General features: G+C 65.4%; 24 protein-coding genes and 1 pseudogene. 9 read left to right on the top strand and 16 right to left on the bottom strand.

Annotation, left to right across the window (positions count from 1 at the left end; genetic code table 11):
- Positions 1-2 precede the first annotated feature (2 nt).
- The 3 genes and pseudogenes from QGV55_RS17330 to QGV55_RS17320 form a co-directional block, all read right to left on the bottom strand.
- Positions 3-1,760: pseudogene (locus QGV55_RS17330) on the bottom strand (glutathionylspermidine synthase family protein).
- Between the two features lie 281 nt (positions 1,761-2,041).
- Positions 2,042-2,851, bottom strand: a complete 810-nt coding sequence (locus QGV55_RS17325; RefSeq protein ID WP_281019386.1) for an enoyl-CoA hydratase-related protein — start codon at positions 2,849-2,851, stop codon at positions 2,042-2,044.
- Between the two features lie 154 nt (positions 2,852-3,005).
- The gene (locus tag QGV55_RS17320; protein ID WP_281019387.1) at positions 3,006-4,169 is read right to left on the bottom strand and encodes an acyl-CoA dehydrogenase family protein; all 1,164 of its coding nucleotides are present in this window, start codon (positions 4,167-4,169) and stop codon (positions 3,006-3,008) included.
- Between the two features lie 178 nt (positions 4,170-4,347).
- Between QGV55_RS17320 and rpiB the strand changes: the two genes are divergently transcribed.
- The 3 genes from rpiB (at position 4,348) to nrdR (ending at position 6,741) form a co-directional block, all read left to right on the top strand.
- Positions 4,348-4,776: a ribose 5-phosphate isomerase B gene (gene rpiB, locus QGV55_RS17315; protein ID WP_281019388.1), complete on the top strand. Its 429-nt coding sequence runs from the start codon at positions 4,348-4,350 to the stop codon at positions 4,774-4,776.
- Positions 4,777-4,883: 107 nt separating this feature from the next.
- Positions 4,884-6,140 (top strand): serine hydroxymethyltransferase, encoded by a 1,257-nt coding sequence (gene glyA / locus QGV55_RS17310; protein WP_281019857.1) that lies wholly within the window; start codon positions 4,884-4,886, stop codon positions 6,138-6,140.
- Positions 6,141-6,276: 136 nt separating this feature from the next.
- A complete protein-coding gene (nrdR, locus tag QGV55_RS17305) occupies positions 6,277-6,741 on the top strand; it encodes a transcriptional regulator NrdR (RefSeq protein WP_281019389.1) in 465 nt (154 codons plus the stop codon).
- A 259-nt stretch (positions 6,742-7,000) separates the two neighbouring features.
- Here nrdR and QGV55_RS17300 read toward each other — a convergent pair whose 3' ends face one another.
- The 3 genes from QGV55_RS17300 to fabA are packed head-to-tail and all read right to left on the bottom strand — an operon-like array spanning position 7,001 to position 9,560.
- Positions 7,001-7,804: an SDR family oxidoreductase gene (locus QGV55_RS17300; protein WP_281019390.1), complete on the bottom strand. Its 804-nt coding sequence runs from the start codon at positions 7,802-7,804 to the stop codon at positions 7,001-7,003.
- A gap of 4 nt (positions 7,805-7,808) precedes the next feature.
- Positions 7,809-9,032: a beta-ketoacyl-ACP synthase I gene (fabB, locus tag QGV55_RS17295; RefSeq protein WP_281019391.1), complete on the bottom strand. Its 1,224-nt coding sequence runs from the start codon at positions 9,030-9,032 to the stop codon at positions 7,809-7,811.
- An 18-nt stretch (positions 9,033-9,050) separates the two neighbouring features.
- Positions 9,051-9,560, bottom strand: a complete 510-nt coding sequence (gene fabA, locus QGV55_RS17290; RefSeq protein ID WP_281019392.1) for a 3-hydroxyacyl-[acyl-carrier-protein] dehydratase FabA — start codon at positions 9,558-9,560, stop codon at positions 9,051-9,053.
- Between the two features lie 183 nt (positions 9,561-9,743).
- Between fabA and irrA the strand changes: the two genes are divergently transcribed.
- The 5 genes from irrA (at position 9,744) to QGV55_RS17265 (ending at position 13,429) form a co-directional block, all read left to right on the top strand.
- Positions 9,744-10,157: an iron response transcriptional regulator IrrA gene (irrA, locus tag QGV55_RS17285; RefSeq protein ID WP_281019393.1), complete on the top strand. Its 414-nt coding sequence runs from the start codon at positions 9,744-9,746 to the stop codon at positions 10,155-10,157.
- A 147-nt stretch (positions 10,158-10,304) separates the two neighbouring features.
- Positions 10,305-10,721 carry a rubrerythrin family protein gene (locus QGV55_RS17280; RefSeq protein WP_281019394.1) on the top strand — a complete coding sequence of 139 codons (417 nt, stop codon included), beginning with the start codon at positions 10,305-10,307 and terminating at the stop codon, positions 10,719-10,721.
- Between the two features lie 193 nt (positions 10,722-10,914).
- Entirely contained in the window at positions 10,915-12,264 is a 1,350-nt protein-coding gene (locus tag QGV55_RS17275; protein ID WP_281019395.1) for a heterodisulfide reductase-related iron-sulfur binding cluster, read from the top strand.
- A gap of 60 nt (positions 12,265-12,324) precedes the next feature.
- Positions 12,325-12,918, top strand: coding sequence for a DUF3501 family protein (locus tag QGV55_RS17270; RefSeq protein ID WP_281019396.1), 594 nt, complete (start codon positions 12,325-12,327; stop codon positions 12,916-12,918).
- 31 nt (positions 12,919-12,949) lie between these two features.
- On the top strand, positions 12,950-13,429 hold the full coding sequence (locus QGV55_RS17265) for a MaoC family dehydratase (RefSeq protein WP_281019397.1): 480 nt from the start codon (positions 12,950-12,952) through the stop codon (positions 13,427-13,429).
- Positions 13,430-13,519: 90 nt separating this feature from the next.
- On the opposite strand, the gene QGV55_RS17260 is transcribed toward QGV55_RS17265, so the two are convergent.
- The 8 genes from QGV55_RS17260 to QGV55_RS17225 all read right to left on the bottom strand — a co-directional run bounded on the left by QGV55_RS17260 (position 13,520) and on the right by QGV55_RS17225 (position 19,439).
- Positions 13,520-14,485: a biotin-dependent carboxyltransferase family protein gene (locus QGV55_RS17260; protein WP_281019398.1), complete on the bottom strand. Its 966-nt coding sequence runs from the start codon at positions 14,483-14,485 to the stop codon at positions 13,520-13,522.
- The gene (locus QGV55_RS17255; protein WP_281019399.1) at positions 14,482-15,351 is read right to left on the bottom strand and encodes an allophanate hydrolase subunit 1; all 870 of its coding nucleotides are present in this window, start codon (positions 15,349-15,351) and stop codon (positions 14,482-14,484) included. The genes QGV55_RS17260 and QGV55_RS17255 overlap by 4 nt, the downstream gene beginning before the upstream one ends.
- Positions 15,352-15,377: 26 nt before the next feature.
- Positions 15,378-16,739, bottom strand: coding sequence for an acetyl-CoA carboxylase biotin carboxylase subunit (locus QGV55_RS17250; RefSeq protein WP_281019400.1), 1,362 nt, complete (start codon positions 16,737-16,739; stop codon positions 15,378-15,380).
- Between the two features lie 10 nt (positions 16,740-16,749).
- Positions 16,750-16,986, bottom strand: coding sequence for an acetyl-CoA carboxylase (locus QGV55_RS17245; protein ID WP_281019401.1), 237 nt, complete (start codon positions 16,984-16,986; stop codon positions 16,750-16,752).
- Between the two features lie 26 nt (positions 16,987-17,012).
- Entirely contained in the window at positions 17,013-17,750 is a 738-nt protein-coding gene (pxpA, locus tag QGV55_RS17240; protein ID WP_281019402.1) for a 5-oxoprolinase subunit PxpA, read from the bottom strand.
- A gap of 22 nt (positions 17,751-17,772) precedes the next feature.
- Positions 17,773-17,910, bottom strand: coding sequence for a hypothetical protein (locus QGV55_RS17235; RefSeq protein WP_281019403.1), 138 nt, complete (start codon positions 17,908-17,910; stop codon positions 17,773-17,775).
- Positions 17,911-18,036: 126 nt separating this feature from the next.
- Positions 18,037-18,696 (bottom strand): isochorismatase family cysteine hydrolase, encoded by a 660-nt coding sequence (locus QGV55_RS17230; protein WP_281019404.1) that lies wholly within the window; start codon positions 18,694-18,696, stop codon positions 18,037-18,039.
- Positions 18,693-19,439 carry an N-formylglutamate amidohydrolase gene (locus QGV55_RS17225; RefSeq protein WP_281019405.1) on the bottom strand — a complete coding sequence of 249 codons (747 nt, stop codon included), beginning with the start codon at positions 19,437-19,439 and terminating at the stop codon, positions 18,693-18,695. The genes QGV55_RS17230 and QGV55_RS17225 overlap by 4 nt, the downstream gene beginning before the upstream one ends.
- 172 nt (positions 19,440-19,611) lie before the next feature.
- On the opposite strand from QGV55_RS17225, the gene QGV55_RS17220 reads away from it, so the two are divergent.
- Complete coding sequence (locus tag QGV55_RS17220; protein ID WP_281019406.1) at positions 19,612-20,955, top strand: glutamine synthetase family protein; 1,344 nt, start codon at positions 19,612-19,614, stop codon at positions 20,953-20,955.
- 30 nt (positions 20,956-20,985) lie between these two features.
- Here QGV55_RS17220 and QGV55_RS17215 read toward each other — a convergent pair whose 3' ends face one another.
- Positions 20,986-21,432, bottom strand: coding sequence for a flagellar basal body-associated FliL family protein (locus QGV55_RS17215; RefSeq protein WP_281019407.1), 447 nt, complete (start codon positions 21,430-21,432; stop codon positions 20,986-20,988).
- Between the two features lie 91 nt (positions 21,433-21,523).
- On the bottom strand, positions 21,524-22,498 hold the full coding sequence (gene thiL, locus QGV55_RS17210) for a thiamine-phosphate kinase (RefSeq protein ID WP_281019408.1): 975 nt from the start codon (positions 22,496-22,498) through the stop codon (positions 21,524-21,526).
- Positions 22,499-22,636: the final 138 nt, after the last annotated feature.

Below are 22,636 nucleotides of genomic sequence, written 5' to 3'. Positions count from 1 at the left end.
CCTCAGTCCGACACCCGCGCCAGAAACTCCGCATCCGGCAGCACGCGCAGCGGCAGCAGGTCGCTGTCGGTGGTGATGATCAGGGCGGGGTCCACGCGGATGCCGACGCCGGCGAAGGAACCGGCGACGGAGAAGGCCTGGAGCTGCGCGTTGCGACCGGCGACGCGGGGCAGTTTCCAGAGTTCCTGATAGATCGTGTCCCGGCTCTCGAACTGGCCTTCCGTCGCCGCCACCAGATCCGCGTCCTGGCTGTAGAGCGCGATATTGGCCCCGCAGCGCCCGACGATGGGCTTGGCGGCATAGCCCGCCGCGCGCAACGCGTCGGTCAGTTCGTAGCCGGTGTCGAGCAGGAAGCGACTGCTCGGGAACATCTCCCGCACCACGGGCAGGATCGCCTTGTTGCTGGTGACCAGGGTCCAGAGCGGTTCGAAGACCATCACGCCCTCCCGCAGCAGCACATCGACGATGCGCGGCGGCTGGGTGGCACGGTCGATGGTGCGGTGCAGGCGCAGGTTCTCCTCGTCCTCCGCCAGATCCTCGCGGATCTCGTCCAGCGCGGTCTCCCACGCCTAGGTCTTCCAGACCCAGCGGATCGGTACGCCGTCTGCGTCCAGCACCTCGCCGCCGTCGCCCCAGCGCAGCCCCTCGACACCCGTCACGATGCGGCAGGTCAGACCGGCCTGCTCCATCGCGCGCTTCATGAACAGGGCGTGGTAGGTTTCCTCGATATCGTCGTCGCGCATGATGTGCAGCACGCCGTCAATGGCCGTTTCCCGCCAGGCATCCACCAGCAGATCGTACAGCCGCCCGCCGGGGTCACGCCCGTCGGTGCAGCCAAAGGCCTCCGCCCAGCGTCCCAGCAGCGACCCGGCCTCCATGTAACAGGATGCCGAGTCGGCATTGTATTCGTACGCCTTCAGCCCCTCCGGCCGCATGGCGAAATCAAAGCGCCCGGTGATCATCTCGTTGCGGCGGTTGTTCCAGGACTGGCGAATGCGCGACCAGAGCGCGGGCGGCAGGTTGAACCGCGCCAGCAGCGTGTCATCGGACAGCACCTGATTGGTCGCGTGCAGGAACATGCGGTGCAGCTCGTTGGTGGCGCGCTGCAGTTCCCGCATCGCGGTCTCGCTGATGCAGTACCAGGCACGCAGGTCCGCCGGGTCCTTCGACAGCACCTGGCCGCCCATCAGGTCGATGTAGTTGGCATCGATCGGGTCTGATGGATCCAGCCAGGCGACCGCCTCCGCCGCCCCCGGCGCGGTCTCCAGTGTCTGGCGCTTGATGCCAAAGAGCGCCGGATCATCCTCCAGCTCCGTCTCGGCCCCTGTCGTGTCGTCGGTCTGGATCACCCAGCCCAGGATGCTGCCGTCGTGATAGGTGCAGTCCAGCCAGCAGCCGCCATCACCGGTCAGGCGTCGCGGCAGTTCGCGTGACCAGTTCTGACCGGCCGGCCAGACGGAATCATGCACGTTCTGTTCGATGCAGCGCACGCGGTCGGCCAGAACCTCCGTCACCACCGCGACATGGCCCGTGACCTCGAACTCACCGCCCTCGTTCCAGATCAGCAGGCAGCCGGGCTCCGGCGGGCGGGTGGAACCGTTGCGGAAGGAATGCAGCGGCAGGGTGCTGCCGTCGGCGATCACCTTCACCTGGCGCAGACGGAAGATGTCATAGGCCATGGCGATGTCCTCGAAGACATAGCCCCGGTTCTGGTAAATCCAGCGCCGCGCCAGCTCCACGCACTGCCACTTGAAACCCATGTAGACACCGTCGACGGTGCTGTGGAACGCCTGCCGCGTCGGCATCGCCTCCCGGTCCACCGAATCATAGTCGGAGGAATAGACCTCGGTTCCGCCGGGACCATGCCCCAGAACGGTTCCGAAGGGGGCGGGGGTGATGGCGTGATGGTGTTTCATGGCTGTTCCAGGGACGGGCGAAGGGCGGACAGGTGTCGCGCCGCGCGAGCCTCTATACCCATGCCGGAACCTTGGCGAGCGGATTCAGCGCTGCCCCGAACGATTTTCCCTGGCCGTTGCGCAGCCTACCCAGCGGCCCAGTTCGGCGGGCGCTTGTCGATGAAGGCCTGGACGCCTTCGGTGGCTTCGGCGGAGCGCTGGGCGGCGGCGAACTGGGTGGCGGCGATGTCTAGGGCGGTCTCCACGTCCTGGTCGCGGACGGCGCGGATGACGGTCTTGGCGCGGGCGATGGCTCCGGGGGCGCCCTTCAGGATCTCGGCCAGGACTTCCGTCACCTTCTGCTCCGCCGCGTCGGCGTCCTCGCACAGCCAGTCGATGATGCCGATCTCCACGGCTTCCGCGCCGGAGAGCATGTTGCTCATCACCGCCAGACGCCGGGTCAGCCGTTCCCCGATGCGCCCGATGACGACGGGCAGGATCGCGGCGGGCAGCACGCCCAGCCGTGCCTCGGTCAGGCCGAAGCGGGCGCGGGGCGTGGCAATGACGATGTCGGCGGCGCAGACCAGTCCGAAGCCGCCGCCCAGCGCCGCGCCGTCGGCCACCACGATCAGCGGCTGCGGCGTGCGGTCCATGCGCTGGAAGAAGGCCCCGCCCTGGCGGTTCCGCTCCGCGATCGGGTCGGCGCCGCCGGTGCCATCCGCCGCGCCGGTCTGCTGGCTGGCCTTGAAGCCGCGCACGTCGCCGCCCGCTGAAAAGCTCTTGCCCGCGCCGCGCAGCACGATGGCGCGGCAGGTCCGGTCCTCGGCGACAGAGGCGATGGCCGCGTCGATGCCGTCCAGCAGTTCCTGCGACATGGCATTGCGGGCATCGGGTCGGTTCATGGTGATGTGCAGGACACCGCCTTCACGGCGGGTGAGGACGATTTCTTCGGTCATGGTGGGTTCCCTTTTTGGTCGACCGTGCCTCCCCTCTCCCCCTCCCGGCCACCCATTTCAGGATACTTGCGTGGGTGGCCGGGAGGGGGAGAGGGATGGAACAGTCCATCAACAGAATCTTCGGGCGAGAGGGCGGTCTCTCAGCGAACGGGTCCTATCCGCGCTTGCCGGGCAGGATGTTCATGCTCTTGCAGATGATCGACAGCATCACCTCGTCGGCGCCACCGCCGATGGAGGCGAGACGGCCGTCACGGTACATGCGGCTGATCGGGGTCTCGTTCATGTAGCCCATGCCGCCCCAGTACTGCAGGCAGCTGTCGTAGACCTCCCGCTTCAGCCGTCCGATCTTCAGCTTGCCCATGGAGGCGAGGCGGGTGACGTCCCTGCCTGCGGTATATTCCTCGATGCAGCGGTCCATCAGGCTGCGCAGCAGCTCGACCTCCGTCTGCAGTTCGGCCATACGGAAGTGGATCACCTGGTTGTCCAGCAGCGGCTTGCCGAAGACCATGCGCTGGCCGGTATATTCGATGGTCTGGTCGATGGCCTTCTGCAGCCCGGTGATGCCGGAGGCGATGGCCCACATCCGCTCCTCCTGAAACTGCTGCATCTGGTAGGTGAAGCCCTTGTTCTCGTCGCCGATGCGGTGGCGCTGCGGCACGCGCACATCCTCGAAGAAGATCAGGCCGGTGTCGGAGGAATGCATGCCCATCTTGTCGAGCTTCTTCGCCCGCGTGACCCCCGGCGTATCCATCGGCACGACCACCAGCGACTTGTTGCGGTGCACGGCCCCGTCCGGGTCGGTGTTCACCAGCATGACCATGTAGTCGGCCTGGAAGGAATTGGTGATCCACATCTTCTGGCCGTTGATGATGTAGTCGTCGCCATCCTTGCGCGCCCAGCTCTTCAGCGATGCCACGTCCGACCCGGCACCGGGTTCGGAGACACCGATGCAGGCCACCATCTCGCCGGCGATGGCCGGGGCCAGGAACTCCCGGCGCAGCTCATCGGAGCCATGGTTCGACAGCGCCGGGGTGGCCATGTCGGTCTGCACGCCCAGCGCCATGGGAACACCGCCGCAATTGATGCTGCCCAGCGCCTCCGCGAAGGCCAGGTTGTAGGAATAGTCGAGGCCGAGGCCGCCATATTCCTCCGGCTTGTGGATGCCGAGGAAGCCCATGTCGCCGAACTTCCTGAAGACCTCGTGGGCGGGAAAGGCACCCTCCGCTTCCCATGCATCCACGTGCGGATTGATCTCTTCCTCGATCAGCTTCCGTGCGGATCGCTGGATCTCCAGATGTTCATGTGTGTAGACGCCCATGGTTTCCTCCCCCGGCAGTGGTGCCTGGCAACAGGCGCGCCGATGATAGACCCGAACAGCGGCGTCTGTGCACCCGCAGATGCGGCATGGTGGGAATCGATCTTGCCAGTGCTTGGCGACCGACCACCAGATGTGGTAACAGCGCGGCTTCCGATCCCAGTCGCCGCGAGAACTGCTCATGTCCAGGATTGCCCTTGCGTCAGACCATGCCGGGTTCGAGCTGAAAGAGGCTCTGCGCGATGAACTGAAGGGGTTGGGCCATGACGTGCTCGACCTCGGCACCAGCAGTCTCGATTCGGTCGATTATCCGGATTTCGGCCGCAAGGCCGCGGAGGCCGTGGCCGCGGGCGAGGCGGAGGCGGGTGTGATCGTCTGCGGCACCGGCATCGGCATTTCCATCGCCGCGAACCGTGTGCCCGGCGCGCGCACCGCCCTATGTCACGACATCACCACCGCGCGCCTGTCGCGCGAACACAATGACGCCAACATCCTGGCCCTGGGCGCGCGGGTGATCGGCACCGAGACCGCGCGCGACTGCGTGCGGGCCTTTCTGGAGACGCCGTTTGCCGGGGGGCGGCACCAGCGTCGCGTGGACAAGCTGGGCTGAGGCCCGGAACTGATTCGATCGTTCGAACGATCAAGAGCTTCAAGGGAGCATCGCACATGAACATGGTCGCCACCGCAGCAGCGGGTGAAGCCATCTGGTCCGCCGACATGGAACGGGATGACAAGGCGGTCTTCGACGCCATCAACGCCGAGTTCGGTCGCCAGCAGAGCGAGATCGAGCTGATCGCGTCGGAGAACATCGCCAGCCCGGCCGTGATCCGGGCCATGGGCAGTGTGCTGACCAACAAGTACGCGGAGGGATATCCGGGCCGTCGCTACTATGGGGGCTGCGAGCACGTCGATGTGGTCGAGGCGCTGGCCATCGAGCGGGCGTGCAAGCTGTTCGACTGTTCCTTTGCCAACGTGCAGCCGCATTCCGGCGCACAGGCCAACCAGGCCGTCTTCCAGGCCCTGCTGAAGCCCGGTGACACCTTCATGGGCATGTCGCTGGCTGCCGGTGGGCATCTGACCCATGGCGCTCCGCCGAACCAGTCGGGCAAGTGGTTCAATGCGGTGCAGTACGGCGTGCGTCGGGAGGATGCCCGCATCGACTTCGACGAGGTCGAGCGGCTGGCGAAGGAACACAGGCCGAAGCTGATCGTGGCCGGCGGCTCAGCCTATCCGCGCTTCATCGACTTCGCCCGCTTTCGTGCGATTGCCGATGAAGTGGGCGCGCTGTTCATGGTCGACATGGCGCATTTCGCCGGTCTGGTCGCCGGTGGTGTGCATCCGAACCCGCTGGACCATGCCCATGTGGCGACGACCACCACCCACAAGACCCTGCGTGGCCCGCGTGGTGGCATGGTCCTCACCCGCGACGACGATCTGGGCAAGAAGATCAACTCCGCCGTCTTCCCCGGTCTGCAGGGCGGCCCGCTGATGCATGTCATCGCGGCCAAGGCGGTGGCATTCGGGGAGGCACTGCGTCCCGACTTCAAGGCCTACTCGCAGCAGGTGGTGGACAATGCGCAGGCGCTGGCGGCATCGCTGATGGACCGGGGCTTCGACATCGTCTCCGGCGGCACCGACACGCATCTGATGCTGGTCGATCTCAGGTCAAAGGGTGTGACCGGCCGTGACGCGGAGCGCACGCTGGAGAACGCGCACATGACCTGCAACAAGAACGGCGTGCCGTTCGACCCGGAGAAGCCGATGGTGACCTCCGGTGTCCGCCTCGGCACCCCGGCAGCGACCACCCGCGGCTTCGGTACCGATGAATTCCGCCAGGTCGGCGCGCTGATCGCCGATGTGCTGGAAGGCTATGCCGCTTCGAACGGCGACAATGGCGCCGCCGAGGCCAAAGCCCGTGAATCGGTGCTGGAGCTTTGTGCGCGCCATCCGATCTATACGAAGGGTATCATCTGAGGGCTTCGCCAGAGGCGGAGTCTGCGCCAGCCCTCTCCCCCTCCCGACCACCCATAAGGATAATCCAGTGGGTGGTCGGGAGGGGGAGAGGGCTGGCCGGGGACCACAAGCAAGAAGCAACCGAGGAATCACCGTCATGCGCTGCCCCTATTGCCAGAATGCCGATACCCAGGTGAAGGACTCGCGCCCGACGGAGGACAATACCGCGATCCGGCGCCGACGCTCCTGTTCCGGCTGTGGCGGGCGCTTCACGACGTTCGAACGCATTCAGCTGCGCGATCTGACGGTGGTGAAGAAGAACGGGCAGCGCACACCCTTCGACCGCGACAAGCTCGCCCGCTCCATCGACATCGCCATCCGCAAGCGCCCGGTGGATCCGGAGCGGGTGGAGCGGATGATCAATGCCATCGTCCGCCAGCTGGAAAGTTCCGGCGAGTCGGAGATCGATTCGGTCAGGATCGGGGAACTGGTGATGCAGGCGCTCGCCAGCATCGACCAGGTCGCCTACGTGCGCTTCGCCTCCGTCTACCGCAACTTCCGCGAGGCTGCCGACTTCGAGGATTTCATCGGCCGCGAGATCGCGGGTCGCGACGACGACTGATCGTTGGCGACGGCTTTCAGACGTCTGTTTCTGCCAGGCTTCCGCGCCGTGCCGTGATGCTGTCCGGCATGGCATGGTTCACCTTTCGAGTCCGAAATCCGACCTGCCGATGCGCAGTGACGTCAACAGGGCACTTGCGGGACCACCGGCTGTCACTCCGGACCGGGGATGCATTGCCTCACTGGAAGAATTTTGACCCGGCAGCAGTGCCATCGCGGCGTCGAACCCGCCAGGCGCGGGCCCGCCGGGAAGGCGGCTGTCAGTCCTTGTCGTGGATGCGGTGCGGGTTGACCATGCCCATGACGTTGAAGCCGCTGTCCACATGGTGGATTTCGCCGGTCACGCCTGCGGAAAGGTCGGAGAGGAAATAGACGCCGGCGCCGCCAACATCTTCCTGCGTGATGGCCCGCTGCAGCGGGGCGTGGTCGCGGGTCCAGCCGTAGACATAGCGGGCATCGCCGACGGCGGAGCCGGAAATCGTCCGCATCGGCCCGGCGGAAATCGCGTTGGCGCGGATCTGCTGCGGGCCCAGGTCCACGGCGATATAGCGCACGCTGGCCTCCAGCGCCGCCTTGGCGACACCCATGACGTTGTAGCTCGGCATCCAGCGTTCGGATCCGGCAAACGACAGGGTCAGCAGGCTGCCGCCGTTGGTCATCAGCGGCGCGGCCAGGCGTGCCGTCTCCGTGAAGGAGTAGCAACTGATTGCCATGGTATTGCTGAAATTGGCAGCCGTCGTGTCGATGTAACGGCCTGAAAGTTCGCTCTTGTCGGAATAGGCCACGGCGTGGAGCACGAAATCCAGCCGGTCCCAGGTGTTCGCCACCCGGTCGAAGACCCGTTCCAGATCGCCGTCGCGGGTGACGTCACAGTTCTCCAGAAATGCCCCGTCCACCTGGTCGACCAGCGGCTTCGCGCGCTTCAGGAAGGCATCGCCCTGATAGGTGAATCCCAGCTCTGCGCCCTGTTCGTGCGCTGCCCGGGCAATGGCCCAGGCAATGGAGTGGTCGTTCGCCACGCCCATGATCAGACCGCGGCGACCCTGCATCAGTTTGTCTGCCATGCGTTCAGTCCTCGAACCGCTTGAAGATCAGGCTGGCGTTGGTGCCGCCGAATCCGAAGCTGTTCGACATGACGCAGTTCAGGTTGGCATCGTCGATACGTTGCCGCACCAGCGGAAAGTCGCCGGCCCCGTCGTCAACGTTCTCGATATTCGCTGACTCCGCCAGGAAGTCGTTGTTCAGCATCAGCAGGGAATAGATCGCTTCCTGCACGCCTGCCGCGCCCTGGCTGTGGCCGGTCAGGCTCTTTGTGGAGCTGACCCAGGGCAGGTCCCGGCCCTCGAAGGCGGCGCGGATCGCGTTCAGTTCGATGATGTCCCCGACAGGCGTCGAGGTGCCATGGGCATTGATGTAGTCGATCCTGGTGTCGCCGATGGTGGACATCGCCAGCTTCATGCAGCGCTCCGCCCCTTCGCCGGACGGCGCGACCATGTCGGCGCCGTCGGAGGTCGCCGCATAGCCGACGATCTCCGCATAGATCTTCGCGCCGCGCGCCTTCGCGTGCTCCAGTTCCTCCATCACCAGGATGCCGCCGCCGCCGGAGATGACGAAGCCGTCCCGGTCCCTGTCATAGGCCCGGCTCGCCTCCGCCGGGCGGTCGTTGTACTTGCTGGACATGGCCCCCATGGCGTCGAACAGCATCGACAGGGTCCAGTGCAGTTCCTCACCGCCGCCGGCAAAGATGATGTCCTGCTTGCCCAGCTGGATCGTCTCCATGGCATTGCCGATGCAATGCGCGCTGGTGGAACAGGCGGAGGAGATGGAATAGCTCATCCCCTTGATCTTCATGGCCGTCGAGAGGTTCGCGGAGTTGGTGGAGGACATGCAGCGCGGCACCATGTAGGGGCCGATGCGCTTGACGCCCTTCTCCCGCGCGATGTCGGCGGCCTGGACCTGATTGGAGGTCGACGGGCCGCCGGAACCGGCGATCAGTCCCGTGCGCGGGTTGGAAACCTCGTCCTCCTCCAGTCCCGCGTCGGCAATCGCCTGCTTCAAGGCGATGTAGTTGTAGGCCGCACCGCCACCCATGAAGCGCAGCACGCGGCGATCGATATGGTCAGCCGGATCCAGCTTCAGGGAACCCTGGATCTGGCTGCGCATGCCGACTTCGGCATACTCCGGCGCGAATTCAATGCCGGAACGTGCGCTCTTGAGGGACTCGATGACTTCCGCAGCATCGTTGCCGATCGACGAAACGATACCCAGCCCTGTAACAACAACCCGTTTCAAGAATAGCCCTCAATTGTCTCAGGTGGTGGTGAACAGCCCGACGCGCATGTCCTTGGCCGTATAGATTTCCTCGCCGTCAGCCTTCACGATACCGTCCGCGATGCCCAGAACCAGCCGCCGCGCGATCGTGCGCTTGATGGACAGATGATAGGTAACCAGCTTCACGGTTTCCAGAACCTGCCCGCCGAATTTGACCTCGCCGACGCCCAGCGCCCGACCGCGTCCGGGCAGCCCGAGCCAGCCGAGATAGAACCCGACGGCCTGCCACATGGCGTCCAGCCCGAGGCATCCCGGCATCACGGGATCGGTCTCGAAGTGGCACTTGAAGAACCAGTGGTCCGGCGTCACGTCCAGCTCCGCCAGGATCTCGCCCTTGCCGTAGCTGCCGCCCTCGTCACTGATCTTCGTGATCCGGTCGAACATGAGCATCGGAGGCAGGGGCAGCCGGGCGTTCCCGGGACCGAACAGTTCCCCGTGGCCGCATTGCAGGAGTTCTTCGTAGGAAAAGCTGCTCTTCCGATCCGTCAAGGTGTCGCCTCGCTTCAAAGTTCGCCTGTCGGAATCGCCGCCGTGGCCGCAGGCCGTCCATGATGATTTGTGTGGTGGACTATAGCCATATGACACTGGCGACAAAACCCGCAAAACAGGCGTGTACTGCCAGTTGCCCGGTGGGGGCTTCTATTGCGACCCGCTCGTAACTATATTGCAGGCATGACTGAGACGGTTGACATGACGATTGCGGACCGGCTTCGCGGCTCGGGCCTGCGTCCGACACGGCAGCGCGTGGCGCTGGCGGAGCTGTTGCTGTCCGCCGGACCCCGGCACCTGACGGCGGAGATGCTGTTCGACGAGGCACGCCAGGCCGGCGTCCCGGTTTCGATGGCGACGGTCTACAACTGCCTGCATCAGTTCACCCAGGCCGGGATGGTGCGCGAGGTCGTGGTCGACCCCGGCAGGTCCTACTTCGACACCAATGTCGCGGAGCATCACCATTTCTATCACGAGGGTTCGGGCAAGCTGACCGACATTCCCGGTGAGACCATCGCGCTGGGGCATCTGCCGGCGGCGCCGGATGGCATGGTGATCGAACGCGCCGAAGTCATCATCAGGCTGCGCGACGCCTGAGAAGGGCGGCTCATGCCGGGTTCCATCCGGAAATCGTCTTTGGAATAATTCCAAACTATTGACCTTGTCTCGCCAGACCCCATAATTGGTATGTCGGCTGTTCAGGATGAACATCCGGCACGTCATCATGAGGAGGAGGACAAGGTCATGTCGCTCAAGGGTTCGAAGACTGAACAGAGCCTGAAGGAAGCCTTTGCGGGCGAATCCCAGGCAAACCGCCGCTACCTGTATTTCGCGCAGAAGGCTGACGTCGAAGGTTACAACGATGTCTCCAGCGTCTTCCGCTCGACCGCCGAGGGCGAGACGGGCCATGCGCACGGCCATCTGAAGTTCCTGGAGGAAGTGGGCGACCCGGCGACGGGTGAGCCGATCGGCTCCACGGAAGCCAATCTGAAGGCCGCCATCGCGGGCGAGACGCATGAGTACACGGACATGTATCCGGGTATGGCGAAGACCGCGCGCGACGAAGGCTTCGACGAGATTGCCGACTGGTTCGAGACCCTGGCGAAGGCAGAGAAGAGCCACGCCGGTCGTTTCCAGAAGGCTCTCGACTCGATGGGCTGACCGGATTTTCGGGGGCGGCATCCGTCGCCCCCGATCATTCCTGTGGCGGGCTGCACTGGTCCGTAGCCCGTCAGCAGGTCAGCGGACGACCGATATCGTGTATGCGGGTACGGAGATACCTGCATGCTCGACACGCCGACGCGGCTGTCGTGATGATCAGCCCCGGCAATCTGAATCACGGTGGAGATGACAGATGGAAGGCGGCCTTGGCGCGCCGGAGCGGCATCCGCTCGACTGGCAGAGTGCTGATTTCTACAACAAGGAGGCAATCGACGCGGAACTGCGGCGGGTGTTCGACATCTGTCACGGCTGTCGCCTGTGCTTCAATCTCTGCGACAGTTTTCCGCGCCTGTTCGACCTGATCGACGAGAGCGAGTCGGGGGAACTCGACACCGTCGATTCCGCCGATTTCAAGCCGGTGGTCGATGCCTGCACGCTGTGTGACATGTGCTTCATGTCCACCTGCCCCTATACGCCGCCGCATGAGTTCCAGCTCGATTTTCCGCATCTGATGCTGCGCTATCGCGCAACGGAACACCGGGACGGCAAGACGCCGTTCTGGGACCGCCAGATGACGAAGACCGACCGCAACGGCAAGCTGGCGGGCATGACATCCGGGATCGCCAACTGGGCGACGGACCGGGGCAACCGGATCACCCGCCCGATCCTGGAAGACATCGCCGACGTGGACCGGAACGCGGAACTGCCGAAGTTCCATGCGAAGAGCTTCACGGCCCATGCCGCCCATCCGCCTGCCCGCAATACGGACGCACCGGCGGCGGCGCGCAAGGCGGTGCTCTATGCCACCTGCTTCGTGAACTACAACAATCCGGGCATCGGCATTGCCACCCAGGCCATCCTGGCCGCGAACGGCGTCGAGACCGAAGTGGTCTACCCCGAATGCTGTGGCATGCCCCAACTGGAACAGGGCGACCTGGACGATGTGGCGCGGCGTGCGAAGAACGTGGCGCTGGCCATGAAGCCCTGGATCGAGGATGGCTATGACGTCATCGGTCTGGTGCCGTCCTGCGCGCTGATGCTGAAGTTCGAATGGCCGCTGCTGCTGCCCGATGATCCGGACGTCGCGCGCCTGTCGAAGGCGACGAAGGATGTTGCCGAATATGTCGTCGACATTGCCCGCAACGAAGGGCTGGCGGCGGAACCGAAACCCCTGGACGGCGGCGTCAGCCTGCATCTGGCCTGCCATGCCCGCGCCCAGAACATGGGCCAGAAGGCGGCGGACATGCTGCGGCTGATCCCGGACATGGAACTGAAGATCATCGAGCGCTGTTCCGGTCACGGCGGCAGCTGGGGCATCAAGAAGGACAATTTCGAGACCGCGCTGAAGGTCGGCAAGAACGCGGCCCGTGCTGCGGGACGTGAGGACAAGGCCCATGTGGCCTCCGAATGTCCGCTGGCCGGTGTGCACATGCTGCAGGGCATGGAGCGGCTGAACGCCGAGAACCCGGATACCTTCAAGGCACCGCCTTCGGTCGCCAGCCATCCGGTGGAGCTGTTCGCGAAGGCCTGCGGCCTGCTGTGACCAGCGCGCCGGTTCGACTGCCCGACCGGAAAGAGTGCCAGACAAGCAAGAGTGAGTGAAATGATCGAACGCCATACATCGCTGCTCGCCGAGCACATCCTGCCCCCCGCCCGCTTCGACGCGGAGCGCACGGCGCTGCAGGCCGAACTGCGGACGCACAAGCAGCACCGCCGTGTCGACGTCGGCCCCTTCGCCTCCGTCTTCTTCGAGAGCTACTTCACCATGTGGTGGCAGGTTCAGGAGATGCTGCGGGTCGAGGGCGGTGGTGCCGAGCAGCTGGTGGAGGAGCTGGAGGCCTATGCGCCGCTGGTCCCCTCCGGCCGCACGCTGACCGCCACCATGATGCTGCAGATCGAGGATCCGGTGCGTCGCCACCGGGAACTTTCGCGGCTGGGCGGGATCGAGCATGAGGTCGCCCTGGTGATCAATGGCGAGGCGGTGAAGGGGGAGGCCGATGACGACCTGGACCGCACCAACGCCGACGGCAAGGCCTCGTCGGTGCACTTCTTCGTCTTCAGCCTGTCCGATGCGCAGGCCGCCAGCCTGAAGGACGGCTCCGCCGAAGTGCAGTTGAGGATCAGCCACCCGAACTACAATCACATGGCCGGGCTGACCGCCGATCAGATTGCGTCGCTGGCCGAGGATCTGACCTGAGTGCCTGACGCGGCCCGCGCGAGGAACATCCATGACGGACTTGAGGGCGCGCGCGGCTGACGGCATTCGCGAAGGCGACCGGTTCGAGGTAACGCGCCGTTTCAGCGGCCCGGAAATCGCGGCCTTCGCCAGCCTTTCGCGGGACTACAATCCCGTGCATTGCGACAGCGACTATGCGGCGCTGAAGGGCATGCGGGGGCCCATCGCCCATGGCCTGCTGACAGGCAGTCTGGTCACGGAGATCGGCGGCCAGATCGGCTGGCTGGCCAGGGACATGTCGTTCCGGTTCCGGCGTCCCGTCTATCCGGAAGAGACCCTGACCTGCACCTGGATCATACGCGAGGTCGACGGAAGCGGGCATGCCAGGGCCGAGGTCACCATCGTCAACGAAGCGGGTGTCACGGTCCTGGAGGCGGAGACGACCGGCGTGCTGCCGGACGCGAACCAGCGACAGCGGCTGAAGGAGATGCTCGCCGCGGGCGATCCCACCAACGGTGTCACGACCCCCTGAAACCTGCCGACGCCCGGGTCTCACAGCCGCATCTGCCTGCCCCTTCCGGTGGAACAGGCAGATGCGGTCGCGTCAATCAGGGGTGCTGGCTTACGCCAGTGCCTCGTGAATGCGTCCGATCAGGGCAGTGCGGTCGGCGCGGGCTTGCAGGGCCTCGTCCATCGTGACCTTGACGAACTGCGTCGGCGTATGCGGCTGCATCTGGCCGATCAGGTCCATGTCGGCGGAGATCACCGTGCCGAGCATGAAGTAGCCGCCGCCCGACACCGCATCGCGATGCAGGATGATCGGTTCCGTGCCGCCGGGGACCTGGATGGAGCCATAGGGATAGCAGCCATCGACGATGTTCGACGGATCGGAGCCCGCACCGAACGGACGTTCCCGCTCCGTGAACTCGATCGGCCTGCCGCCGCGGAAGCGGTAGCCGATGCGATCAGCCTCCGGCGCCACCTTCCAGGTGTCCTCGTAGAACTGCGCCCCCGACTTGTCGGTGACCCAGTGCCAGTAGATACCCGGCAGGACGCGGATCTCCGCAGGCGAGCCCGGTGCGCGGCGCAGCGAAGCGTCGAGCGAACGGCCTGCCGTGCCCTTGCCCTGACCGACGGGCACTTCGTCGCCTGCTGCCAGCGGGCGGCCCTGAAAGCCGCCGAGTGCCCCCAGCGTGTAGGTGGAACGGCTGCCCAGAACGACGGGCACGTCGATACCGCCGGAGATGGCGATATAGGCGCGGGCACCCCCCTTCAGATAGTCAAAGCTGAGGACCTGTCCGGCCTTGACCGCGAAGGACTCCCAGTTGGCCTGTTCCGCGCCATCGACCTTCGGCGTCATGGCGGCACCGGTGACGGCGACCACCGCGTCGGCGGTGAACTCCAGTTCCGGACCCATGAAGGTGGCTTCCAGAACGGCGGCGTCGGACGCATTGCCGACCAGCAGGTTGGCGGCCTGCAGTGCAAGCTGGTCCATGCCGCCCGACTGCGGGATGCCCAGGTGGTAATAGCCGTGACGTCCCATGTCCTGGACGCTGGTGGCGAGGCCGGGATTGAGAACCTTGATCATTTCAGTGCTCCCTCCAGCTTGGCGTTGCAAGCATTGATGTCGGCGTTGAACTCGTCGAGGGAGAAGCGCACGTCGCGGATCTTCGGCTCGAATTCGTTGGCTTCCACCGCCTCGACCGCCGCGTCATAGGTGTCGCGGTCGATGGGGGAGAATTTCACCAGGTCGCCCGGCTTGAAGAAGATCATGAAGTCCTGCAGGTACTTGATCCGCTGCTGCGGGTCGAAGATCGGCATCGGCGTCACGCCGAACATCTGGTACCCGCCCGCGCCGCGCACGGAATAGATGCAGCTGAAACAGCCGCCGTAGCCAACCGTCAGCTTCGGCGTGTCGGTGCGGGGACGGAGATACTTCGGCACCTCGATCTGTTTCTCGCGTTCCACCGTCTGATACAGGAACGGCAGACCTGCCACGAAACCCACCATGGACACGAACCAGGGCGAACCGGAATGGGCGGCGATGAAGTCGTCCACCGTGTCATAGCCGTTGATCCTGGCCGAATAGTCCAGATCGGTGCCGCTCGGGTCCTGGTGCCGTTCCCGGAACCGCATCAGTGTCTCGTGCGTCCAGGGATCGTTGTAGAGCACCGGCACCTCGACGATGCGGGTGTCCATGGACGATTCAGCGCTCTCCGCCTGGACTTCCAGCTTCTTGATCTCTGCCAGCATGTCGTCGGGCTTGATGATGTCCGGGTCGAACTTGATCTGGAACGAGGCATTGGCGGGACAGATCTCGGTGACACCACGGATCTGGCTTTCGCGCACCGCATTGGTCATGGAGAGGCTCTTGAAGAACGCCTCCAGCGACATTTCGGTATCGACCTCGCAGAAGACGTGCTCGTCACCGCCGAAGGTGTATCTGGATTCCATTGAGAGAGAACCTCCTCTGGATTGCGTCAGGACGGAATGGGATGGGCCTCGAGCCAGGGCTCGAGATATTGCGTGTGGATGGCGTTCGCGCGGACGTCCGCCGACCGGGCCAGCGCCTTGTGCAGGGCGACTGTGGTCTTGAAGCCGTCGATGGTCAGCCCGTCGAGTGCCGCCGCCATGCGGTCGATCGCCGTCGCACGGTCCGGGCCGTGCACGATCAGCTTGCCCAGCAGGGAGTCGTAGAAGGGCGGAATCGTATAGCCCTCGTACAGCAGGGTGTCGAAACGGACATGATCCGCCGCAGGCACCACCAGCCGCTCCACCGTTCCCGGCGCGGGCATGAAGCCGTTCGACGGATCCTCCGCATTGATCCGGCATTCGATGGCGTGGCCGTTCAGGCGGATGTCGTCCTGCTTCAGGCGCAGTTTCTCGCCCCCGGCGATACGGATCATCTCCTGCACCAGGTCGATGCCGGTGATCATCTCCGTCACCGGGTGCTCCACCTGGATGCGGGTGTTCATCTCGATGAAGTAGAATTCGCCGCTGGCATCGTCGTAGAGATACTCCAGCGTCCCGGCACCGCGATAGCCGACGGAGCGTGCCAGATCCACCGCAGAGGTGCAGATGGCCTGGCGCTTGGCGTCGTCCAGCGCGGCGGAGGGCGCTTCCTCCCAGACCTTCTGGCGGCGGCGCTGCATGGAGCATTCACGCTCGAAGCAGTGCACCGCGTCCGTGCCGTCGCCCAGCACCTGAACCTCGATATGGCGTGCGTTGCGTACCAGCTTTTCCATGTAGAGGCTGCCGTCGCCGAAGGCGGCCTGCGCCTCCGACCGGGCCTGGGAGACCAGCTTGGCCAGCTCGTCCGCGTTCTCCGCGATCTTGATGCCCCGTCCGCCGCCGCCGGCTGACGCCTTGATCATCACCGGGTAGCCGATGCGCTCCGCCGCATCCCGCGCCGCATCGACGGAATCGATCAGTCCCTCGCTGCCCGGAACAGTGGGCACGCCCGCCGCCTCCGCCGCCGCGCGGGCCGCCGCCTTGTCGCCCAGCCGGGAAATGGTTTCCGGCTTCGGGCCGACGAAGATCAGGCCCGCATCCTCCACCGCCCTTGCGAAAGCCGCATTCTCGGACAGGAAGCCATAGCCCGGATGGACGGCATCGGCGCCGCTGGACTTCGCCGCCTCCAGCACCGCATCCACCTTCAGGTAGGATTTGGCGGCATGTGGCGGGCCGATGTTCACGGCCTCATCCGCCAGCTGCACGGCCAGCGAATCGGCGTCCGCCATGCTGTGCGCCTGCACGGTCCGTATGCCCAGCGCCTGCGCCGCCCGGATGATCCGGACGGCGATTTCGCCACGGTTCGCGATCAGAAGCTTGCTGATGGCCATGAGATCGCGATCAGCCCAGTTCGACCAGAGGCTGACCGGCCATGACGGCCTCCTCATTGTCGGCAACGAAGCTGGCGATGGTGCCGGCCTTGTCGGCCTTCACCTCGTTGAAGGTCTTCATGACCTCCACCAGCCCGATCACGTCGCCGACGGCCACCGTGTCGCCCTCGTTCTTGAAGTTCGGCTCATCGGGTGAGGGCTTGCGGTAGAAGGTGCCGGGAAGCGGGGAAACGATCTGTTCGGCCATGGAATGGATTCCTCTGGTTGGGACTGTTACTCGGCCGCCTGGGCCATGTAGGGGCGGATCGCGGCATTCACTGCTTCCGCCACTGCCTGGGCGTTGGGTGTGTCGGAATGGACGCAGATGCTGTCGGCGCGCACGGCGACATCGACACCGCCGGTGGAAAGCGTCTTGCCTTCCGTCACCGCGCGGATGGCGCGGGCGGCGGAGTCTTCCGGGTCCACAGGGTCATGCACGCGGGTGACTAGCAGGTTGCCGGCATCGCCATAGAACAGGTCGGCGTAATACTCCGCGACCAGCTCATGACCGCGCGCGGGATAGATCTCCTCATGCAGCGTGCCGATCATGCCGAACAGCGGCACCTTGAACACGTCCGCCGCGTCGGCGACGGCATGGGCGATATGTCCCTGCTTCGCCGCCATGCCGTAGAGCGAGCCATGCGGCTTGATGTGATTGAGGCTCATGCCCTCGGCTTCCAGGAAGCCCTTCAGCGCGCCGATCTGGTAGATCAGGCAGTTGGCCATTTCCTCGCGTTCCATCTTCATCTCGCGACGGCCGAAGCCCTGCAGGTCGGGCAGGGACGGATGCGCGCCGACCCGGACGCCGTGGCGCTTGGCCAGGCGCACCGTCTCGCGCATGTGGTTGAAGTCGGAGCCATGGAAGCCGCAGGCAACGTTTGCCACGGTGATGAAGGGCATCAGCCCCTCGTCGTCACCCATCTTGTAGAGCCCGAAGCTCTCGCCCATGTCGCAGTTGATCTCGACGGCCATGATGCCCTCCTTCTGCTGGCGTTCAGTCGTTGCGTTTCAGGATATAGCTGCCGCTCTCGTGAAGCGAGGCCTGCCAGACCGGCGCGAACGGCGTCTGCTTGCCGGCGCACGTGAAGCGCTGTCCGTGCCCGGCGGGGGAGGTGTCGCGCAGGCGGTCCACGGTGATCGCATCAACGGCAAGAATGACGGCGTGCCCTCCTGAACGGCATGACCTTCTCAGCCTGAAACGATAGCAGCCGTGCCTGCCCCCGCAATGGGCAATGCCCGCACCCCACGTACAGTCCCGTCAAAGTTCGTTTCTGTCCAATTCCGCCAGCAGTGCGTCAGTGGTGATCTGTCGGCAGTAGCCCCGGTTCAGCCCGAGCGAGCTTTCGTGGCGTTCCATGCTGTGGGTGGCGCAGGCATCCGTCACCACCGTCACGAGGTAGCCCAGATCGCAGGCGTCCCGGACGGCGGAATCGACGCACTGGTCGGTCAGCAGGCCGCTGATCACAAGCTGCCGGACGCCGAGGTTGCGCAGCACATAGTCGATGTTGGTGGAGATGAAGACACTCGACGAGGTCTTGGGGATGACGATCTCGTCCTCCCCCGGTGCCAGGGCATCGATCACCTGCCCGTCCCGTGACCCCCGGGGGACGTTGAAACCGGTGATCTTGTAATCCAGGCTGCGGTCGCGCCCGTCGCGGGTCAGGCTTTCGATCACCGTGTACATGACCTCGATCCCGTGCCGCCGGAAGGCGCCCTGCAGCCGCTGCATGTTCGGCAGGGTCTCGGCGGCGAAATGACGGAAGTACCAGCCGTACTTCTCCTCGAAATGCGCCGGGTCCATGCCTTCATATTCGCCGCCCTCCGGATCGGCGCTGAAGTTCTGCACGTCGATGAACAGCAAGGCCGATTGCGCCGGCACCAGCGGCAGGTCACGGCTTGTCGGGTGGTCCTGTGTCATGGCTCTGCTGCCTCCACATCCCTGATCGCGATGGCCAGCAGGTTGGCCCAGCGACGGATGCCGGCCGGGTCCTGCAACTGGTCGTTCCGCACCTCCACCAGCACATGCGGCAGGCGATTGCCCTCCCCATGCACCGGCACGGTGTAATCCGATATGTCATCAACCGTATAGGGTTCGTTCATCGACAGCACCAGTTCCGGTGCCGCCGCCCCGATCGTGGCCATGAAACGCTCCGCCACCTCCGGCATCCGGTTGGCCAGGAACCCGGCATGCATGTGTCGGCGCTGCTGCCCCATCACCGGCGTGAAGCTGTGGATGGAGACCAGCAGGCGAGGCCGGTCGCGCGCGATCTCTGCCGCGATACGGTCATGGAACGGCGCATGGATCGCGGCTGTCCGCGCGCCGACCTCGGTCGGGGACAGGTCGCGATTGCCCGGAACATGTGTTTCGTCGCTGACGGTGGGGATCAGGTCGGGGGAGGCCGGACCCCGGTTGCAGTCGATCACCAGGCGGCTGAAACGCTGGCTGACCAGACGCGCTGAAACGTTCTCCAGCAGGGCCTGCGACAGGGCCAGCGCGCCAATGTCCCAGGCGATGTGGCGCTGCATGTCCGCCGCGCTGACGCCCAGATCACCCAGCGCGCGAGGCACAAGCTGTCCGCCATGCTCGCAGGTCAGCAGGATACCGCCCCCGCCCGCGGAGCCCTGAAACAGGACAGGATCTGGATCGTCGGCAGTCAGCATCGGTCTTCCTCTGGTTCTGGCTGCCTGTTCCATCCCTCTCCCCCTCCCGGCCACCCACGGCACTATCCTGATTGGATGGCCGGGAGGGGGAGAGGGATGGAACAGACCACAAGTCAACAGTCCTCCCGATTTGACAGGACTATGCGCCGCCCGGATGATTTCCCGCAACCGGATGAAAGTGTTGGAGCAGGTGGGAATGGCGAGCAGTGAACAGATCATCATGGCCTGCTGTGCCGACATAGCCGGCCAGGTGCGGGGCAAGGGCTTCCCGGAGATCGATCTGCCGCTGCGCCTGCAGCGCGGTGTCGGCTGGACCCCGACGAACGTGCAGATCACCTGCTTCGACGTGATTGCCGACAGTCCCTTCGGGGCGCTGGGCGATCTGGCCCTGGTCCCCGACCCGACTGCCACCTGGGTGATCCATGACCAGATTGGCGACCCGGTGGAACATGTGATGCTGGGCGATATCCGCACGCTGGCGGGGGAGCCGTGGGAATGCTGCACACGGTCGATCCTGAAGTCAGCGCTGCAGCGGCTGCAGGACGTGGCGCAACTGACCACCACGGTGGCGTTCGAGCATGAGTTTCAGGTCAGCGGCGGGACGGCTGGGGACAGTGGCAGTTCCTATTCCCTGGCCGGGGCGCGGTCCGGTGCGGCGATGGGACGGCGCATCTTCCAGCTGATGGCGCGCAACGGCCTGCGCCCGGATACCTTCATGAAGGAATTCGGTGCGGACCAGTTCGAGGTGACGATGAAACCGGCGGACGGGCTTGCCGCCGCCGACCGGGCCGTGATCCTGCGCGAACTGGTGCGGGTGGCGGCGCGGGAGCGGGACCAGCGTGCCAGCTTCACCCCGATCCGTGACCCGGCAGGTGTCGGCAACGGGGTCCATGTCCATGTCAGCCTGAACGATGCCGACGGTCAGCCCGTGACCCACGACCCGGACAGCGCGACCGGACTGTCCGACGTTGCCGCATCCTTCGCCGCAGGAATCACCACCTTCCTGCCCGGCATCCTGGCGCTGCTGGCCCCCAGCGCGATCTCCTACCTGCGCCTGACACCGCACCGCTGGAGCGCCGCGTTCAACAATCTGGGACTGCGGGACCGGGAGGCATCGGTGCGCATCTGCCCGGTAACCTCGCTCGATCCCCTGGCCATCGCGCGGCAGTTCAATCTGGAGGTCCGGGCCTGCGACGCCGCCGCCAGCCCCTACCTGCAACTGGCGGCCATCATCCACGCCGGAACGGAGGGTATCGCCCGCAACCTGCCCGCGCCGACCGTGACGGAGTCGGACCTGAGCACGATGGACACGTGGGAACTCACCGAAATGGGGATCACGCGACTGCCGACGTCGCTCGAGGCGGCGCTGGAGGCCTTCGCCGCGGAAGACTGCATCCGTGAATGGTTCGGCCAGACCTTCCGCGATGTCTACCTGGCGCACAAGCGCGGCGAACTGGCCGTGCTGGAAGGGCTGACCCCGGAGGAAATGTGCGCGCGGTATCTGGCGGTCTATTGAAGCACGGGCCTTGCCTGCCGATGGGTCACCTCAGCCCGCGCCGCGCATGGCGCGGGTGATCAGGACGGTGACCACCTGGTCCTCGCCCAGCACCTTCCGGGCCTGCTTGGTCAGGCGTTTGGAGACATTGGCGAAATCGATGGTGCCGTCGCCGCGGGCGATGGTCTTGCTGTAGAATTCGCGCAGGAAGGCGTCGTGCAGGCGCGGCTTCAGCGGGCTGGCATCATCGCGGGCGCTGTCGTCCACCATCTCGATGCTGATGTTCAGGAAGATGTAGTGGCGGACGTGGCTGCCCTTCATGATCGGGGCGGTCAGGCCGTCAAGGCGCAGGTAGACCGGATCCTTGCTCATGACGATCTCCGGCATCGCCGTCTCGCCATGTGCGGCCTTGTCCTCGCCGCCCATCATCATGAACGCACCCGCGCCGCCGCCGCCAAGCAGCAGGACCGCGGCACCGATGAGGACGATCTTCTTCATTGGACCAGCTCTCCGCATCCACCATGAAAGGGCAGAGGCAGAGGGTAGGGATGAAATCTCTCCAAAGGTTTAAGGCCGTTGCCGCGCCGCCTCAGAAATGCTGCCAGCCCTGGCCCTTGACCGGCAGCGGGCGACCGGCGGCGAAGGGGCTGACGCCGCTGCCTTCGACTACGCGGCCGATGCGGGTGACCGGTGTGCCGGTTGCCGCAGCCGTCTCCGTGATCCGCTCCCGCGCGGCGGGCGGCGCGGTGAAGACCAGTTCATAGTCATCACCGCCGTTCAGCGGCAGTTGCGCCAGGTCGGGGCGTTCGACCAGGCTCTCGCGGGCGGCGACGGAGAGGGGCAGCAGTTCAAGATGCACCTCCATGCCGACATCGGAGTGATGCGCGATATGGCCGAGGTCGGCCAGCAGCCCGTCGGACACATCCTGCGCGGCGCTGGCCAGGCCGACGAGTGCGGGCCCGAGTGTCGTGCGCGGTTGCGGCAGCCGGTAGCGCTGGGCCAGGGCGGCGGCATGTTCCGGCGCGGCGTCCAGCGTGCCCTGCAATACCCTCAGTCCCAGCGCGGCGTCGCCGAGTGTGCCGGAGACCATCACGTCGTCCCCGGCCCGCGCGCCATTGCGGCGCAGCAGGGACTGGCGTGGCGCGGTCCCGAAGGCGGTGAGGGACAGGGTGAGCGGTCCCGGTGTGGAAACGGTGTCGCCGCCATAGAGACCGATAACGAACTCTGCCTGATCCGCTGCCAGCCCTGCCACGAAACCCTCGATCCAGCCGTGAGTGGTCTCGGGCGTCCAGGCACAGGCCAGCAGGTAGCCGCAGGGCACCGCGCCCATGGCGGCCAGGTCCGACAGGTTCACCCGCAGCAGCTTGCGCGCGATCAGGTCCGGCGGATCATCGGGCAGGAAGTGGACACCCGCGACCATGGCGTCCTTGGTCATGACCCAGCCCTGCCCCGCAGGCAGCTCCGGCAGCAGCGCGGCGTCGTCGGTCAGGCCAAAGGCGCCCTCCGCCGCGAGGGGCGCCAGCAGGTCCGCGATCAGCCCGAACTCTCCGCCCTCGATGGTCAATGTGCCGTCTCCTGCGCCAGGTTTCCGCTTCCGGTTTCAGCAGTTCGTCTGCTGCATCGATCTGCCGCCCACCTCCTTCCCCCTTGATGGGGGAAGGTCGGGAAGGGGGTGAATCGGCGCAGCCGAATGGCAATTGGT

Origin of the sequence: Minwuia sp. IMCC3009, from assembly GCF_029909415.1 — a bacterium.
Lineage (GTDB): Bacteria > Pseudomonadota > Alphaproteobacteria > Minwuiales > Minwuiaceae > Minwuia.
This window is presented reverse-complemented; position numbering and strand designations above follow the sequence as displayed.